We start from the raw sequence: 19,298 nt of genomic DNA, 5'->3' as shown, positions 1-19,298 counted from the left end.
TTATACCAAATAAGTATACGATTTTTCACTAGATAGTGTCAATTTTGGAAAGAAAGTGAATTTGATGTTTTCATGAAAGTGCCAGAAAATAGCTTTAAATGTGAGTTTTTAAATATTGATATTTATATCCAAAAAAATATTTACAAAAAAATGAACCGCAAAAATAGTTTAGTTCGTTTTTTTGACATAAAATTAAACAAAACACAAAGATAAAAAATAAATGCAAGAAGAAGCATCAATTTCCTATAGGTTCTCTTTCATATTTATGTTACAATTAAACTACTATTATCGAAGGGAGAAACTATGATTAATTCAATTGTTTCACAAGGTTTAATTTGGGCCATTTTAGGGTTAGGAATCTTTATGACCTTCCGAATTCTAGATTTTCCAGATATGACGACAGAAGGGTCCTTCCCGCTTGGAGGAGCGGTGGCGGTGACCTTGATCACAAAAGGGGTCAACCCACTCTTTGCGACGCTGGCTGCTATTGGAGCAGGATGCTTGGCGGGCCTTGCGACGGGTCTTCTCTACACAAAAGGGAAAATCCCCACGCTTTTGTCAGGGATCCTTGTGATGACGTCCTGTAACTCGGTTATTCTCTTTGTCATGCAACGGGCTAATCTGGGACTTTTAGGCTATAAAAAAATTCAGGAATTTCTTCCTTTTGCCAGTGGGTTCAATGAGATCCTGATTGGTTTGATTTTCGTAACGCTTGTGATCCTTGGTTTGATTTTCTTCTTGGATACGCGCTTGGGTCAAGCTTATATTGCGACAGGGGACAATCCAGATATGGCTAGAAGTTTTGGAATCAACACCGACCGGATGGAATTGATGGGCTTGGTCATTTCAAATGGGATTATTGCTCTTTCTGGTGCACTGATGGCCCAGCAAGAAGGCTATGCGGATGCTTCACGCGGGATTGGTGTCATCGTTATTGGGCTTGCCAGCCTCATTATTGGAGAGGTTCTCTTTTCAAATGTCACCTTGACAGAGCGCTTGCTCAGTATTGCGATCGGATCGATCGCCTACCAATTTTTGATTTGGGCCGTGATTGCGCTTGGCATCAATACCAGCTATATTCGAATCTTCAGTGCCTTGATCTTGGCTATCTGCCTGATGATTCCAACCTTTAAGGGAAAAATCATGAAAGGAGCGAAACTCAGTAAATGACAGCAATTGTAGAATTAAAAAATGTAACCAAAGCCGTGAGCAATGGGATGAACGAAGAAAAAGTCATTCTGGATGATGTTTCCTTGGAAATTCGAGAGCATGATTTTATCACGATTTTGGGGGGCAATGGAGCTGGAAAATCAACCCTCTTTAATACCATTGCTGGGACGCTTCCGGTGAGCAGTGGGAAGATTTATATTTTGGGGGAAGATGTAACCAACTATTCTCCTGAAAAGAGAGCCAAGTACCTATCGCGGGTCTTTCAAGATCCTAAAATGGGAACGGCACCTCGCATGACAGTAGCAGAAAACCTCTTGGTAGCGAAGTTTCGCGGAGAAAAACGTGGCTTGATTCCGCGTCACTTGGCCAGCTATAAAGAAGAGTTTCAAACAGTCCTTGCTAAGATCGGCAATGGCTTGGAAAATCATATCGATACAGCCGTTGAGTTTCTATCAGGGGGGCAACGACAAGCCTTGAGTCTGTTGATGGCGACACTGAAACGTCCAGAACTCTTGCTTCTAGACGAACACACTGCTGCCTTGGATCCCAAAACCAGTCAGGCTCTGATGACCTTGACCGATGAGTTTGTGAAACAAGATGCCCTCACAGCTCTTATGATCACTCACCATATGGAAGATGCTTTGAAATATGGAAATCGCTTGATTGTCATGAAAGACGGACACATCGTCCAAGACCTCAATCAAGAAGAAAAAGCCCAAATGACCATCGCAGACTACTATGAATTATTTGAGAAAGAATAAGATACAAAGGGCGTAGCGGATACAGTCAAAATAGGGAATACGACGCAGAATCTTCAGATTCTAGGAGGATTCATCTTTTTGACACAATCCGCAGCCCGTGTTCATTTAATAAGATACAAAGCCCGTAAAATGGGAGTAGGACAGAAGCGATATCGTTCATGGCGCTTCGTCGTCCTACCCCCACAAGGCTGATTAGAATTCTTCCGAGCTGATCAAGCGAGAGAAGAGTTCAATCAGCTACTGTGTCTTGTCTGCATGCTAAGTTAGAGACCTTGCTCTCTAGCTTTTTTTTTCTTAAATCATCTATAAAACCACATAAAAATAGGAACTAGTTTCAGCTGAAATCGCTTGCAATTACTCAGGTAGGTGGGTATAATATAGTTAGAAAGATGAAGAAGGGATTGATACCAATGCCTTATCGAGTTAAAATTTAGGTTACTTCGTTTTAGGCCTGTTTTGCTGATAGCTGTTCATGCTCTTATCGTAAAAGAGCAGTTATGTCGTGTGTGTTGGATCGGTTGGACGGTCGGGCAAGCCTGCTTAGTTTGTCCGGAGACATAAGAAAACGTGGAAATAGTAGGTAGAAGCTTTTAATAAAGGTTTTCAAACTTCAATGCGTCCAGTCGAAAGCTCATAAATTTAGATTTGGGATAGCAAAGAAAACCTCTGGTATTTTACACAAATACTATTAAATGAAATCAACATCATAAACATTGTTTTGTTAGCCAATAGGTTAATTGCACCAAGTCAGCGAAGCAGACCAGGCCTCTAGTCCCGTAAGACTGGAGGCCATTTTTTATAAAATACCCAGGAGGAGGTGAGAGTATGGGATTGTCGTATGCGCAAGAATATAGTTGTCGTGATCATTTTCGGCAAAGAGCTTTTGAGCGCTTTGGCGTAGATGATCAGCACCTGAACAAGTGGATCAACCAACACCTCCCCTCCCTCTCTCCTTATGATAGTAATGCGGTTCAACCAGCTAATACAGAAGCCTATGTAGCCAGTGATGGTGTCATCTTTGTCTGCAATATCAAAAGTCGGGAATTTATCACTTGCTTTAAGGCGGTTAATTACCAAGAATCTAAGGAAGAAGAGGAAGCCTATACGGACATTCACGAAAACAATGTCGCTTCCTTCAAAAAAGATGTGAACCACCTAGTCAATCGCTACCGACTCAAGGAAGCCAAAGAGCTGTTTGAAAACATTGGGGAGGACTTGGATGATTTTTATCGCCTGTCCCAAGCGGTCAAGAACGGCCAATTGAGCGAGCGAAATAGTAAGCGCCTAGAGGAATTGTTAGGCAAGTTTCATGTGATCAAGGCAGCTATGCGGATCATTGAAAATAAACGGGGAGATTACCATCTTTAGGGTCTTTTCCCCCTAAAAATAGGCGCCTAGAAGCCCTCTCATCTACTTCAGATGAGAGGACTTTTTTGCTGTGGAAAGCTTTTTGAAAAAAAGAGAAAAAAATTGTATAATAGAGTGGATATGCAAGTATTTGCAAAGCTGTAATTCGACTTGGGCGACCAAGGACCGTAAGTATTAAAATAATCACACTAAAGGAGACAACAGTGAGTAGTATTAAATTAGTCACTCTTGGCGGTGTTCGAGAAAATGGGAAAAATCTCTACGTTGCCGAAGTGAACGATTCGATTTTTGTCTTGGATGCAGGTTTGAAGTATCCAGAAAATGAGCAACTTGGGGTGGATGTCGTTATCCCCAACATGGATTATCTATTTGAAAACAAGGACCGCATTGCGGGTGTTTTCTTGACCCACGGTCATGCGGATGCCATTGGGGCCTTGCCTTATCTTTTGGCGGAAGCGAAAGTCCCTGTATTCGGGACCGAGTTGACCATTGAGTTAGCTAAACTCTTTGTAAAAAGCAATGACAGTGTGAAGAAATTCAACGACTTTCATGTCATCGATCAGAATTCTGAGATTGATTTTGGTGATGCTGTCGTCTCTTTCTTTCAAACTACCCACTCCATCCCTGAAAGTATCGGGATTGTGATTGGCACTCCTGAGGGCAATATTGTCTACACAGGAGACTTTAAATTTGACCAAACTGCCAGCGAGTCTTATGCGACGGACTTTGCTCGCCTAGCTGAGATTGGACGTGAGGGTGTGCTTGCCCTCTTGAGTGATTCGGCCAACGCGGATAGCAAGATGCAAGTTGCTAGTGAGCAAGAAGTGGGCGATGAAATCCTGGATACCATTGCGGACTGGGATGGTCGTGTCATCGTAGCGGCGGTAGCCAGCAACCTTTCTCGGATCCAGCAGGTCTTTGATGCTGCAGCTGGGACTGGCCGCCGGGTGGTCTTGACAGGGTTTGATGTGGAAAACATCGTCCGCACAGCTATTCGCTTGAATAAATTATCTCTTGCCAACGAAAAACTCTTGATCAAGCCAAAAGAAATGAGCCGTTTTGAGGATCATGAATTGATCATTTTGGAAACAGGCCGGATGGGTGAACCGATCAATGGTTTGCGTAAGATGTCGATTGGTCGTCACCGCTATGTGGAAATCAAAGATGGGGACTTGGTCTACATTGTCACAACGCCGTCTATTGCCAAAGAAGCAGTGGTGGCACGTGTAGAAAACATGGTCTATCAAGCAGGTGGAGTTGTCAAATTGATCACGTCAAGCTTGCGCGTATCTGGTCATGGAAACGCACGGGACTTGCAGTTGATGATCAACCTTCTTCGTCCTAAATATCTCTTCCCAATCCAAGGAGAATACCGTGAATTGGATGCCCATGCACGAGTGGCGATGGAAGTCGGTATCTTGCCTGAAAATATCTTTATTCCAAAACGCGGAACGGTGATGGAGTATGAAAAGGGGGACTTCGTTCCTGCCGGTAGTGTCTCAGCGGGAGATGTCATGATTGATGGGAATGCCATTGGGGATGTGGGCAATATCGTCCTTCGTGACCGCAAAGTCTTGTCAGAAGACGGGATCTTTATCGTGGCGATCACGGTGAACCGCAAAGAGAAGAAGATTATTTCCAAAGCGCGCGTGCACACCCGTGGTTTTGTCTATGTTAAGAAGAGTCGGGATATTCTTCGTGAAAGTTGCGAATTGGTCAACCAAAGCGTCGAAGATTATTTGGCACAAGACAGCTTTGACTGGGGTGAGTTAAAAGGTTTGGTACGCGACAACTTGTCTAAGTTCTTATTTGAACAAACCAAACGTCGTCCAGCCATCTTACCAGTCGTGATGGAAGTAAAATAATAGAAGAAATGGAAACGCTTGGCGGGCGAAGGCTTGCCGAGTGTTTTTAACAGTAGAAAGAGGAAAGCAAATGGCAGTTATGCAGATTGAGTATTATTCAGAAGCTTTGAAGATGGAGTGGGGGGTGTCCGTCCTTTATCCCGATGCATCGCGCGTGGAAGATCCAGCGGATACGGATATTCCTGTTCTCTATCTCTTACACGGGATGAATGGCAATCACCACTCCTGGTTGAAGCGGACCAATGTGGAGCGCATCCTGCGCAATACCAATTTGATCGTGGTCCTACCCAATACCAATAATGGCTTTTACACCGATACCCAGTATGGCTACAACTACTACACGGCCATTGCGAAAGAATTGCCAGAGACCCTTTCTCGCTTCTTCCCGAATATGACCAAGAAACGGGAGAAAACCTTTATTGCGGGTCTATCCATGGGCGGCTATGGATCGATGCTCTTGGCTCTCAAGACCAATCGTTTCTCTCATGCAGCTAGTTTTTCTGGTGCTTTAAGTTTCCATGATAGAGACTTTGAAAACAATGACTTGGAACAACCAGCTTTTTGGAAGGGAATTTTTGGAGAGATTGAGGATTGGACGACCAGTCCCTACTCGCTAGAGACCGCTGCCAAGAAGTTTTCAGATAAGAAGACCAAACTCTGGATCTGGTGTGGAGAGCAGGATTTCCTTTATGAGGCCAATAATTTTGAAGTCAAGGAATTAGAAAAGTTAGGCTTGGATGTCACCTATACCCACAGCCCAGGTAAGCACGAATGGTTCTACTGGGAACGTGAGTTGGAGCACTTTTTACAAACCCTACCAATCGACTTTGAATTAGAAGAAAGACTAAGTTAAGATACAAAAGGCGTAGCGGATACAGTCAAAATAGGGAGTAGGACAGAAGCGATATCATTTATAAACGCTTCGTCGTCCTACCCCCACAAGGCTGATTAGGTATTCTTCTGAGCTTAGAAAGCGACAGAAGAATCCAATCAGCTACTGTGTCTTGAATTAATTGCTATTCAGCTTGCGTTTTTGACACAATCCGCAGCCCGTGTTCGTTTAATAAGATACAAATAGATTGGATATCAGTCAGAGCATTTGTTCTGGCTTTTTTATATATATAGGAAGAAAAGCTAGAAAGGCCACTTATTCATTTCAGTCCTGCTTTCTTTATGGTATAATAGGAACGATTGAAAAATGAGCTAGAAATAGCGAACAAGATAAGAGGAGAGAAATATGGCAAAAGATATTCGTGTGCGTTATGCACCAAGTCCAACTGGACTACTACACATCGGAAATGCTCGTACAGCATTGTTTAACTACTTGTATGCACGCCACCATGGTGGAACCTTTATCATCCGTATCGAAGATACGGACCGCAAGCGTCATGTCGAAGACGGAGAACGTTCACAGCTTGAAAACCTTCGTTGGTTGGGCATGGACTGGGATGAAAGCCCTGAGACGCACGAAAACTACCGCCAGTCTGAACGTTTGGAACTCTATCAAACATACATTGACCAACTCTTGGCGGAAGGAAAAGCCTACAAGTCTTATGTGACAGAAGAAGAGTTGGCAGCAGAACGTGAACGCCAAGAAGCTGCAGGTGAAACACCTCGCTATATCAACGAATACCTTGGCATGAGCGAAGAAGAAAAAGCTGCTTATATCGCAGAACGTGAAGCAGCGGGTGTGATTCCAACGGTTCGTTTGGCAGTGAATGAGTCTGGTATCTACAAATGGCACGATATGGTCAAAGGCGATATCGAGTTTGAAGGTGGCAATATCGGTGGGGATTGGGTCATCCAGAAGAAAGATGGCTACCCAACTTACAACTTTGCCGTTGTCATCGATGACCACGATATGCAAATCTCTCATGTTATCCGTGGAGATGACCACATTGCTAACACACCAAAACAGCTCATGGTTTATGAAGCTCTTGGTTGGGAAGCACCTGAGTTCGGTCACATGACCCTTATCATCAATTCTGAAACAGGTAAGAAGTTGTCTAAACGTGACACCAACACCCTTCAGTTCATCGAAGACTATCGTAAGAAGGGTTACCTTCCAGAAGCAGTCTTTAACTTTATCGCTCTTCTTGGTTGGAACCCTGGTGGGGAAGACGAGATCTTCTCTCGCGAAGAGCTTATCAAGCTCTTTGATGAAAACCGTCTCAGCAAGTCTCCAGCTGCTTTCGACCAAAAGAAAATGGACTGGATGAGCAATGAGTACATCAAGAATGCGGATCTTGCGACTATCTTTGAAATGGCCAAACCATTCCTCGAAGAGGCAGGACGTTTGACAGACAAGGCTGAAAAATTAGTGGAACTCTACAAACCACAAATGAAGTCGGTGGACGAAATCGTACCATTGACAGACCTCTTCTTCTCAGACTTCCCAGAATTGACAGAAGCTGAGCGAGAAGTCATGGCTGGTGAAACCGTGCCAACTGTACTTGAAGCCTTCAAAGCGAAATTGGAAGCCATGTCAGACGATGAGTTTGTGGCTGAAAATATCTTCCCACAAATCAAAGCAGTTCAAAAAGAAACTGGGATCAAAGGAAAGAATCTCTTTATGCCAATCCGTATCGCCGTTTCAGGTGAAATGCATGGTCCTGAATTGCCAGATACCATCTACTTGCTTGGACGCAAAAAATCCATCCAACACATTGAAAACATGTTGGAAAAAATCAGATAATTATCAGAAAAGTCCCTATTAAATGGGGCTTTTTGTTTTACCTCTAAAGTAAAAGTATTATAGGATTTTTTCAAAAAATTGCCCCGGTTTGACAAATTGATCCTACTGAAAACGATTTTATCACTATCTAAAACAAAAATTATAAAAAAATAGCAATAATTAAGGATAATTGCTTCCAAAAATCGACAGATTAGTCTATAATGTTAGGGAAATAAAAAATGTAATAAGGAGACAGAAATGTTTTTTAAACGTTCGAACGGTGAATTCCGTGAAACGGATCGTGTGACCCGTTTCAAATTGATCAAATCAGGTAAAAACTGGTTGCGTGCTGCGACTTCTAACTTTGGTCTTTTGAAAGTCATTCGTGGTCAAGTCGAAGAGACTGTTGTAGCTGAAGTGCGTGAAGACGCAGTATCAGTGAAAGAAATGACAAGCCGTGGCTTGCTCAAAGGGATCGTAGCAGCTGGTGCTGTTCTTGGTGCAGCTACAGTAGCAAATACTGCAAAAGCAGATGAAACAGGATCAGACGTTGCGACTGCATCTGAGCTTTCAAGTGAAGCTCTTGTAGAGCAAGGAAGTACTGTACTTGGTACAACTTCAACAACTGAATCTCAATCTGAATCAACTACAGAATCAACAACTGAGTCAACAACAGAATCAGCTAGCGCTTCTGCATCTGCAAGTGCTTCAACCTCTACAAGCGTATCTGTATCTCACTCAGCTTCATTGAGCGAACAAGGTTCAGCAGAACTTTCAGCAGCTTCAAGCGAATCAACTGTAGCAGCTGGCTCTGAAGCAAGTGTAGAAAGCACTACAACAGTAGCGAAAGCTGAAGATAAAGTTGTTTTGGAACAAAACACTTCAGAAGCAGCATTGTTGAACAAGATTGCAGGAGACTACTCAGCAACTGTTTCAGCTCCAGAAAAGAAAGCAGCACTTGATGCTGCCATCGCTAAAGTTCAAACAGAATTGACAGCAAGCAACAGCTTGATCAATGCTAATGCTTCAGCTCAATCATACGCAGACCAACGCGAACGTTTGAGCAAGTCAGTAGATGACATGATGGCAACCTTGACTGCAGCAGGATTTACTGGAAATACAACAGTAAACGGTGCTCCAGCAATTTCAGCACAATTGGCACCAATCTCAACATCTACTTCTGGTAGTGTAGCTACTAAGCCGGTTATCTCAAATGCAAATGGTGCAACGATTGAAGATGCAGCCTTCAATGAAGCTGGTTATGCTTTGGATCCAAACGCTGATCGCTTCACTTTTGGTGTATGGCAATTCCTTAAAACAAACCATACTACTGGTGCTAAAACCAACTTTGATTACTATGCTACTCTTTCAGTAGACCGTTCTGCCATCACTGGTAGCCTTTCAGCTAACCCAGATGTTTACTTACGTATTGTGAAGAAATCGGATGGTTCAGAAGCTTACACACGTACTATTCATGCTGGTGAAAGCAATATCTCTCTTCCAAACTACATCACAAACAATAACTCTGATGTAACAAATACTTTGACTTATACAGGTGCTAACGGAACTGATCCAGGTAACGTAACCTTCTCATTAGTAAACGATAACCTTGAGTATGAAACACTTCAAATTCGTGATACCAACTACCCAGGTAACGAAAATGAAGATAAACCAAACGTTCAAACTTCTGTTCCTTATGCGAAAGCTGATCAAACTACTTACTATAAAGTTGTTGATAGCAGCAAGTACACAAAAGGACAAACTTATACACCAACTGGAAATGAAACAGTCCTTGCAAGCTATACGCAAACAGGTCTTGCAGGTCAACAATTCACAGCTTCAGGAAACCGTAATATTGAGGGGTATGAACAAGTTCCAGCAACAACAGACACAACTCAAAAAACATCAGGTATCCTTGGTAAGGGAGTTGTTGGTCAAAAATTGGTTGAACTTCAAGGTGGAGCAAACCACTACTACGTGAAACGTATTTCAGAAGTTGTAGATACCAATGGTTCAACAGTAACGAAATTATATGCTCTTGATCCATCACAAGTAAGCAACTTCAGTGCAAGTGATGTTGGTACAGAAGATGTATCTAAATACACACTTATTTACACATCATCTGTAAATAAAGCTGGTGATACATGGAACTCAACGGGATCAAAAACTACTCGTGTAAACAGCAAAAATGGTGACTATTATATTGATGTTGTTGAAACTGCAGGAAGCAATTCACTTGTAATTACTGGTTGGCAGTCTACTACAGAAAAAGTTAACCTTACGCACGATGAAACCAAAGTGACTGAAGGATATCCAAAACCATTTACGTCTGCACCAGATGTATCATTATCACCAGCTGGTAAAGGAAATAATAAATGGAACTTGATTGCTGGACGTAATGCCGATGTCGTTGCGAAATCTAAAGTAACACAACCAGACGGTAGCATTACCTATACAAATCTTGAAGGTTTCGCTTCATTCTCAAATAACTACTCGGTTCCATCTGCAGTTAAACCATCGACTGATGTAAATTATTACTTTGTTAAGTCAGACGAAAAAGGAAGTGTTTACGTTCACTATAGAGATACTGAAGGTAACGAAATCAAACCTTCAGTAACAGATGAAGATAAACAACCTATCAACAAAGCATATGACACAGTAGTAGATAATCGCCCAGACACAATTGAGTACAATGGTAAGACCTATGAACGTGTTCAAGCAGGAGATTATACTGTTGGTAAGGTTGGTGATGAAAGTAATCTAGTTAAATCTGATCTTTCTACAGTTACAGGTACAGATGATATTATTGGAACAGTAGCTAAAGAAGATAAGAATATAACGTATATCTATAAAGTGAAAGAAACACCAAAAGAAGGTGAAGTTGTTATCACTTATGTAGATACGAAAGGTAACGAAATCCAAAAATCTCGTCAAGATACACCTAAATCACCATATGATACACCATATGATACAACTGAAAAAGGTGAAAAACCAAATATCATCAAGACCACTGATGGTAAGACATATAAAATTGTTCCTAAAGGTGATTACCCAGTAGGAGATGTTGATGAAAATGGTCATTTGAAGTCTTCAGACCCTATTACTGGTAAAGTTGACAAACCAAAATCAACCATTACTTACGTTTATGAGGAAGTTGGAAGTGTCTTCGTTCATTATAAAGATATTAACGGAAATACGATCATGGGATCTGTTATTGATGAGCAAGATCAACCACTTGAGAAGGATTATGATACTGTAGTAGATAATCGTCCTAAAGAAATTAAATTTGAAGGTAAAACTTACGAACTTGTAGAAGCTGGTAATTACCCAGTAGGTCAAGTTGACAGCCAAGGTCACTGGACAGGTGATGATGATACGACTGGTAAAGTGGCTTCAGGTGAGAAGAATGTTACTTATATCTATAAGTTGAAAGTGGAATCACAATCAGATTCAGGTTCAAATTCAGCATCTGATACAACATCAGCTTCACAATCAGAATCAGAAGTTGTATCTAACTCACGGTCTGTATCAGAACAAGCTTCTACATCATTGTCTGAATCAGCTTCTACATCATTGAGCCAATCAGCTGTTGAATCAGCAAGTGTGTCTGCGAGTCAATCATCGTCATTGAGTACGTCAGCGCAAGAATCAGCTTCTGTATCAGCTAGTCAATCAGCGTCATTGAGCACATCGGCTTCAGCATCGGCAAGCGTATCAGCAAGTCAATCAGCATCATTGAGCGCATCGGCTTCAGCATCAGCAAGCGTATCAGCAAGTCAATCAGCATCATTGAGCACATCGGCTTCAGCATCAGCTTCTGTATCAGCAAGTCAATCAGCATCATTGAGCACATCGGCATCAGAATCAGCATCAGTATCTGCGAGCCAATCAGCATCATTGAGCACATCAGCGTCTGAATCAGCATCAGTATCTGCGAGCCAATCAGCGTCATTGAGCGAATCAGCTTCTGAATCAGCATCAGTATCTGCGAGCCAATCAGCATCATTGAGCGAATCAGCTTCTGCATCTGAATCAGCATCGCAATCTATTTCAGAATCACAATCAGCTTCAACAAGCCAATCAGTTTCTGAATCAACATCAGCGTCTGAGTCAACATCAGTATCAGCTTCAACATCAACGTCTGAATCTGTTTCAGCATCTGAGTCAGCATCAGCGTCATTGAGCGCATCAGCATCTGAGTCAGCATCAGTATCAGCAAGCCAATCAGCATCATTGAGCACATCGGCTTCAGCATCAGCATCTACTTCAGCAAGCCAATCAGCGTCATTGAGCGCATCAGCATCTGAGTCAGCATCAGTATCAGCAAGCCAATCAGCATCATTGAGCACATCGGCTTCAGCATCAGCATCTACTTCAGCAAGCCAATCAGCGTCATTGAGCGCATCAGCATCTGAGTCAGCATCAGTATCAGCAAGCCAATCAGCATCATTGAGCACATCGGCTTCAGCATCAGCATCAGTATCTGCTAGTCAATCAGCGTCATTGAGCACATCAGCTTCTGAATCAGCATCAGTATCTGCTAGCCAATCAGCATCATTGAGCACATCGGCATCAGCATCAGCATCAGTATCTGCAAGCCAATCAGCATCATTGAGCACATCGGCTTCAACATCGCTTTCTACATCTGTATCACAATCAGCATCTAATTCTTCATCAAATTCTGAAAGTGAAACACCTAAACAAGGTGAAGTAATCATCACTTATGTAGATACAAAAGGTAAAGTGATTAAAGATCCTCGTCAAGATACACCAAACTCACCATATGATACTCCATATAACACAACTGAGGAAGGTGAAAAACCTAACACAATCAAGACTCCAGATGGTAAGACATACAAGATCGTACCAAAAGGTGATTACCCAGTAGGTAAAGTTGACGGTGACGGACACCTTGAATCATCTGATCCAATTAAAGGTAAAGTTGATAAACCTAAATCAACTATCACTTACGTTTATAAAGAAGTGAAGGGTAACGTATACGTTCACTATGTTGACGTCAATGGTAACAAGATCAAAGAATCAGTAACTGACGAAAAAGATCAACCAGTTGATAAGGACTACGATACAGTAGTAGACAACCGTCCAAGCACGATCGAGTTCCAAGGTAAGACATACGAATTGGTACCAGCTGGTAACTACCCAGTAGGTAAAGTCGACGATCAAGGTCACTGGACAGGTGATGATGCTACAACTGGTAAAGTTGCTGAAGAAGATACGAACGTAACATATGTCTACCAATTGAAAGAAGATCCAACGAAACCTAAAGAAGGTGACGTCATCATCACTTACGTAGACGAAAATGGTAAAGAAATTCAAAAACCTCGTCAAGACACACCAAACTCACCATATGACACACCATATAACACAACTGAGGAAGGTGAAAAACCTAATACTATCAAGACTCCAGACGGTAAGACTTACAAGATCGTACCGAAAGGTGACTACCCAGTAGGTAAAGTTGATGGCGATGGACACTTAGAATCATCTGATCCAATTAAAGGTAAAGTTGATAAACCACGTTCAATCATCACTTACGTTTACAAAGAAGTGAAGGAAGAACCAACTCAACCTAAGGGTAGCGTATACGTACACTACAAAGATACTGAAGGTAACACCATTAAAGAATCAGTAACAGATGAGTTAGACCAACCAGTAGGTAAAGACTACAACACTGTTGAAGACAACCGTCCACAATACATTAGATTCGAAGGTAAAACTTACGAAATCGTACCAGTCGGAAACTACACAGTTGGTAAAGTAGATACTCAAGGTCACCTTGAATCAACAGACCCAACAACTGGTAAAGTGGTTGAAGGACGTAAAGACGTTACTTACATCTACAAACTTGTCGAAGAACCTGTACAACCTAAGGGTAATGTATACGTTCACTATGTAGATGAAAATGGTAACACGATCAAGACTTCAGTAGTGGATGAAAAAGACCAACCAGTAGGTAAAGACTACGATACAGTTGTGGATAACCGTCCTAAGACAATCACAACTGCAGATGGTAAAGTCTATGAATTGGTACCACAAGGTAACTACCCAGTAGGTAACGTTGACGGTGAAGGTCACTTGACAACAACTGACCCAACAACTGGTAAAGTTATCGAAGGTGATAAGAACGTTACTTATGTTTACAAACTTGTGAAGACTCCAAACGTTCCAACACCAAACACTCCAGTGCCACCAACTCCAACACCAAATACTCCGGTAGATCCAACACCTAATAAACCAATGGATCCAACACCAAACACACCGGTAGATCCAACACCTAATACACCAGTGAACCCAGTTCCTGAGCAACCAGCTAAACCAGCTCCAGCTCTTGAACAACTTCCAAATACTGGTGAAACAGGATCTGTAGCTTCAGCTCTTCTTGGAGCAGTTGCAGGGGTTGCAGGGGTTGCAGCACTTGGAAGCCGCAAAAAAGAAGATGAAAAATAATCTTCTATCCTAATTTGATTCGGTCATTTCAGGTATGTGGGAAATGAAAAAGGATCCAAAAAGAGAACCTCCGGGTTCTCTTTTTGTGTGCTGTTTTTTATGTTAAAAACTAGTCTTAATTAGTTACTTTTGGGGAAAATTAGTGTATAATAACTCGATATCTTATTTTTAAGGAGCGGACATGTTTTTTAAACGTTCGAAGGGTGATTTTCGCGAAACGGAGCGAATCACACGTTATAAATTAATCAAATCAGGAAAGAATTGGGTACGGGCATCTGTCTCGCGGTTAGGCCTATTTCGTGTCATGCGAGGTGGTGTGGATGAAAACATCGTGGTTCAATACGAAGCATCATCACACTCTATGCCTGCGGATCTGGTCAAAGGGATGGTTGTGCTAGGGGCTCTGGCTGGGGCGACAACGGTTGCCAATCCAGTATTTGCCGAGGAAAATGAAATGAATGCGACTGTTGGGTCTGAAATCAGCCCATCGACCGGTGTGGTTGGACAAGATAGCTTTGTCTTGGGAACGACGTCTACCACAGACTCTGTGTCAGCCAGTCAATCTATAAGTGAATCTGTCTCATTTTCAGAGTCGGCTAGTGACAGCCTTTCTTTGTCTCAGTCGGTTTCTTTGAGCGAATCACATGTTGTTAGTGGTTCAACGAGTCCGTCCACTTCAGAAATTGCTAGTAGCAGTGCCTCTGAGGACGATTCAATTCACAGGGCTACTCCTGAAACGAGTGAGAAAGAAGCAGCGGCTCAGACCACTCGCTCGGAAGACCATGTGAAGCGTCTGCAGGTCTTGGCCTTGGATTTATACACCTATCGGGCACAGGCTCTGGAAATTCCTGGGACAGAATCTGCTATTGAAAGTGGAGATCTGGCTTTAGAAGCTATTCGTACTGGCTTGTCCAATCCGGCAATCCAAATTGATGCAGTGGAAAGCCAAGCTAAGAGTGCTCGCAATCGCTTGGTCAATGCTGTGCTTCGTGCGACATCTGGCCAACGGGATCCGCGTAACGGGAATCGTATAGATACTGATAATAGTCTCCGTGCACCTCAATATAGTTTAGGTCCTGCCAACAATGCCTTGATTTCTGTGTATAACTCTGATTACATCAATCAGGTTTATAAGGTTGTTGAAACCAATCCTACACGAAATAATATTAAGAGCATTGGCTACGCTTCTGGTAGCGATCGTGTGAATGGCATTTATGTTCCGCAAACATCGGCCTTGAAAAATAGTGCAGCTGTCTTTAATATCGTGGGGACTGTTGGGCAGACAGAGGTCGTAACACCTGGAAAAATTTATAATGTTTCTTTTGTAGTGACGAATACGGCTAAGCAGTCAGTGACACGTACGCTTCGTATTCAGGTTTTGCCACAAAATGATGGCATTCGTAATCCGATTACGGCTGTGACGACAGCGACTTTTGTCAATGATACTACTAACTTGGCCCAGGCTGAAAAAGAGAAGATTTGGGAAGCGTTTAAGACTGCTAACCCCAATATTGCCACTTCAAAGGACTTTAAATCTTATTCCGTTTCATCATCTGGTGTGGTGACCATTACCTATAAAGATAACACTACAAATGATGTGACGGCTCCAGTGAAGCGACTTGCAGCACCAACTGTTGAAACGAGATTATTGGATAAGGCTTACACACAGACGCCTGTAACGGTGACGGGAGCTGAGCCAGGTTCTACAGTCGTTCTATACAATAATGACGACGAAGTGGGAATAGCTGTGGCAGATGCTTCTGGACAAGCGATCGTAACACCGAATGCTCCCTTGCAAACGGGTGGAGTAACAGCTAAGTCTCGTATTCTGTATGGTGACCATGCAGTTTATTCCGATGCCAGTAACATGGTTGCTGTAACAGATGCCACACGTCCTGAAGTGACGGCTAAGTTGACCGTCAATGGTGTGGAACCGAAATCAACCCCTCTTGAAGGTGGTGGGAAGAATTATATTATTTACGCTGGTGATGATGCGGTTGTGACCTTTACAGCTACTGATGACAGTGGCAAGCTTAAAGAAATGAAAGTCGTTGCACGGGCGGATCTGAACGACAATGCTTTGAACGGGAATTTCTTTGGTAGTAGCCAGTACGGAACTGGTAATATTGCTCCGATCATGGGCGATATTACGGCTACCAGTGCGAACCCTGCAACCATCACAACGACCATTCATTTGAAGGAGGACCTTTATCATTCTTTCCGAAACACATGGCAACGTAATGTTGCTGCTATTGACAATGCGTCAAATATGAACCGTCCAAATGGTTTGGGTGAGATTCGGATTACACAAGGACGTCTCGCTGATCGTACACCAGGTGTTGCTCCAACAAGCACTATTCAGGTGACGAGCCTAACTGCATTGACGGATGCAGATAAGAGCAAGGTGATTGCAGCTGTGTCGGCTGTTAATCCAGAGGTGGCTAACCGCATTAAGGCCTATACGGTTAATAGTGATGGTACAGTCACCATTACTTATAAAGATAGTACGACCAATGTCGTAGCTGTGAAATTGTCAGATAGCGATCATAGTCAGTCTGTCTCAAACAGTCAGAGTGCATCTACGAAGAATTCACAATCGATTAGTCAGTCTTTAAGTGAGAAACAATCTCAGAGCGTATCGACACAGCAGAGTGTTTCATTGAGCAAATCACTGAGCTCGGTTCGTTCGCAAAGTTTGTCGGCTTCACTAAGCCGATCAGCATCGGCAAGTGTATCCGCTCAAGCAAGTCTATCTCGCAGTCAATCATTGAGCAAGGAGATTTCTCAATCTCAATCCGCTTCAACGAGTCAATCTGTATCGGCAAGAAAATCTGAATCTGTGAAGGTTTCGGAATCCGTTTCTGCAAGTGTCAGTGCCTTGCAGTCTGCTTCGGTATCAGCGAGTGCATCCAAAGTGGTTAGCCAGTCTATCTCAAGCTCGACATCCGCTTCAATGAGCGCCTTTGTTTCAGTGAGTCAGTCTGCTTCAGCATGGGTTTCACAGTCAGTATCGGAGTCACTAAGTCAATCTACTCGTGAGTCGGCTTCAAAATCAGTGAGTCAATCGCAGTCTGAGTCTGCATCAGTATCCTTGAGTGAGTCCGCTAGAAAATCAGCATCGTTGAGCACTTCCGTATTAGAGAGTCAATCAGCCTCAACTTCGGTGTCGGTTTCAACGTCAGAATCAGTGTCAACGTCTGAGTCAGTTTCAGCGTCCGAATCAGCATCTGCATCAGAGTCAGTTTCAACATCCGAATCGGTTTCAGTCTCAGAGTCAGTATCGACTTCAGAGTCATTGTCAGCCTCAGAATCAGTTTCAACGTCAGAATCAGTGTCAGCGTCTGAGTCGGTATCAGCGTCAGAATCATTGTCAACGTCAGAGTCAGTTTCAACGTTCGAATCAGTTTCTTCGTCTGAGTCAGCGTCAGCGTCTGAATCGGTCTCAACCTCTGAGTCAGCGTCAACGTCAGAATCAGTCTCAACCTCTGAATCGGCATCGACATCAGAATCGGCATCAACATCGGAGTCAGTCTCAGCGTCTGAATCAGCGTCAGCTTCTGAATCAGTGTCAACATCTGAATCAGTGTCAACGTCAGAATCAGTCTCAGCCTCAGAATCGGCATCAGCGTCTGAATCAGTGTCTACGTCCGAGTCGGTTTCAACCTCAGAATCAGTCTCAACCTCTGAATCGGCATCGACATCAGAATCGGCATCAACATCGGAGTCAGTCTCAGCGTCAGAATCAGCGTCAGCGTCTGAATCAGTGTCAACATCTGAATCAGTGTCAACGTCAGAATCAGTCTCAGCCTCAGAATCGGCATCAGCGTCTGAATCAGTGTCTACGTCCGAGTCGGTTTCAACCTCAGAATCAGTGTCAACATCTGAATCGGTTTCTACCTCAGAATCAGTATCGACTTCAGAATCAGTATCAGCATCTGAGTCAGCGTCAACATCTGAGTCAGCATCGACATCCGAGTCAGTTTCAGCCTCTGAATCAGTGTCAACATCCGAATCAGTATCTACCTCAGAATCAGTCTCAGCATCTGAGTCAGCGTCAACGTCTGAATCGGTCTCAACCTCTGAGTCAGCGTCAACGTCAGAATCAGTCTCAACATCAGAATCGGCATCGACATCAGAATCGGCATCAACATCGGAGTCAGTCTCAGCTTCTGAATCAGCGTCAGCTTCTGAATCAGCGTCAGCTTCTGAATCAGTGTCAACATCTGAATCAGTGTCAACGTCTGAATCAGTGTCAACGTCTGAATCAGTGTCTACGTTCGAATCGGTTTCTGTATCTGAATCGGTTTCTGTATCTGAATCAGTGTCTACTTCTGAATCAGCATCAACCTCTGAATCGGTCTCGGCATCCGAGTCGGCATCGACGTCTGAGTCGGCATCGACGTCTGAGTCGGTTTCAACTTCAGAATCAGTTTCGACATCCGAGTCTGAATCAACATCCGAATCATTGTCAGCCTCAGAGTCAGTTTCAACATCCGAATCATTGTCAGCCTCAGAGTCAGTTTCAACATCTGAATCAGTATCGGCGTCTGAGTCAGTTTCAACATCAGAATCAGTCTCAACGTCAGAGTCAGTTTCAGAATCTGAGTCGGTATCAACGTCCGAATCAGCCTCTGCTTCTGAATCAGCCTCAGTGTCCGAATCAGTCTCGACATCCGAGTCAGTTTCTGTATCTGAATCAGTATCAACGTCTGAGTCAGTATCAGCGTCTGAATCAATTTCTACCTCTGAGTCAGTATCTACGTCTGAATCAATCTCGACCTCTGAATCATTGTCAGCGTCAACTTCTGAATCAGTGTCAACTTCTGAATCGGTGTCGACATCCGAGTCAGTCTCAACGTCCGAATCAGCCTCTGCTTCAGAATCAGTTTCAACCTCTGAATCAGTTTCAGCATCCGAGTCAGCATCAACGTCTGAGTCGGTATCGACATCCGAGTCAGTTTCAGCGTCAGAATCAGTTTCTGTATCTGAGTC

At 43.1% G+C, this 19,298-nt stretch carries 8 protein-coding genes; all 8 read left to right on the top strand.

What is annotated here, in order from left to right:
* The first annotated feature begins 303 nt into the window (after positions 1-303).
* Positions 304-1,170 carry an ABC transporter permease gene (locus I2E70_RS04180; protein ID WP_023919757.1) on the top strand — a complete coding sequence of 289 codons (867 nt, stop codon included), beginning with the start codon at positions 304-306 and terminating at the stop codon, positions 1,168-1,170.
* Complete coding sequence (locus tag I2E70_RS04175) at positions 1,167-1,931, top strand: ABC transporter ATP-binding protein (RefSeq protein ID WP_070464549.1); 765 nt, start codon at positions 1,167-1,169, stop codon at positions 1,929-1,931. Before I2E70_RS04180 ends, I2E70_RS04175 begins: the two co-directional genes overlap by 4 nt.
* 825 nt (positions 1,932-2,756) lie before the next feature.
* Positions 2,757-3,299, top strand: coding sequence for a hypothetical protein (locus I2E70_RS04170; protein WP_049482648.1), 543 nt, complete (start codon positions 2,757-2,759; stop codon positions 3,297-3,299).
* Positions 3,300-3,502: 203 nt separating this feature from the next.
* Positions 3,503-5,164 carry a ribonuclease J gene (locus tag I2E70_RS04165; RefSeq protein ID WP_049482650.1) on the top strand — a complete coding sequence of 554 codons (1,662 nt, stop codon included), beginning with the start codon at positions 3,503-3,505 and terminating at the stop codon, positions 5,162-5,164.
* A gap of 70 nt (positions 5,165-5,234) precedes the next feature.
* Positions 5,235-6,017 carry an alpha/beta hydrolase gene (locus I2E70_RS04160; RefSeq protein ID WP_049482651.1) on the top strand — a complete coding sequence of 261 codons (783 nt, stop codon included), beginning with the start codon at positions 5,235-5,237 and terminating at the stop codon, positions 6,015-6,017.
* A 384-nt stretch (positions 6,018-6,401) separates the two neighbouring features.
* The gene (gene gltX, locus I2E70_RS04155) at positions 6,402-7,859 is read left to right on the top strand and encodes a glutamate--tRNA ligase (protein WP_195423572.1); all 1,458 of its coding nucleotides are present in this window, start codon (positions 6,402-6,404) and stop codon (positions 7,857-7,859) included.
* A gap of 237 nt (positions 7,860-8,096) precedes the next feature.
* Positions 8,097-14,306 carry an accessory Sec-dependent serine-rich glycoprotein adhesin gene (locus I2E70_RS04150; protein ID WP_195423570.1) on the top strand — a complete coding sequence of 2,070 codons (6,210 nt, stop codon included), beginning with the start codon at positions 8,097-8,099 and terminating at the stop codon, positions 14,304-14,306.
* A 181-nt stretch (positions 14,307-14,487) separates the two neighbouring features.
* Positions 14,488-19,298, top strand: a 4,811-nt coding sequence (locus I2E70_RS04145) for an accessory Sec-dependent serine-rich glycoprotein adhesin (protein WP_195423568.1), incomplete at its 3' end; no start/stop codon positions are given.

Origin of the sequence: Streptococcus parasanguinis (assembly GCF_015556095.1) — a bacterium.
Lineage (GTDB): Bacteria > Bacillota > Bacilli > Lactobacillales > Streptococcaceae > Streptococcus > Streptococcus parasanguinis_Q.
This window is presented reverse-complemented; position numbering and strand designations above follow the sequence as displayed.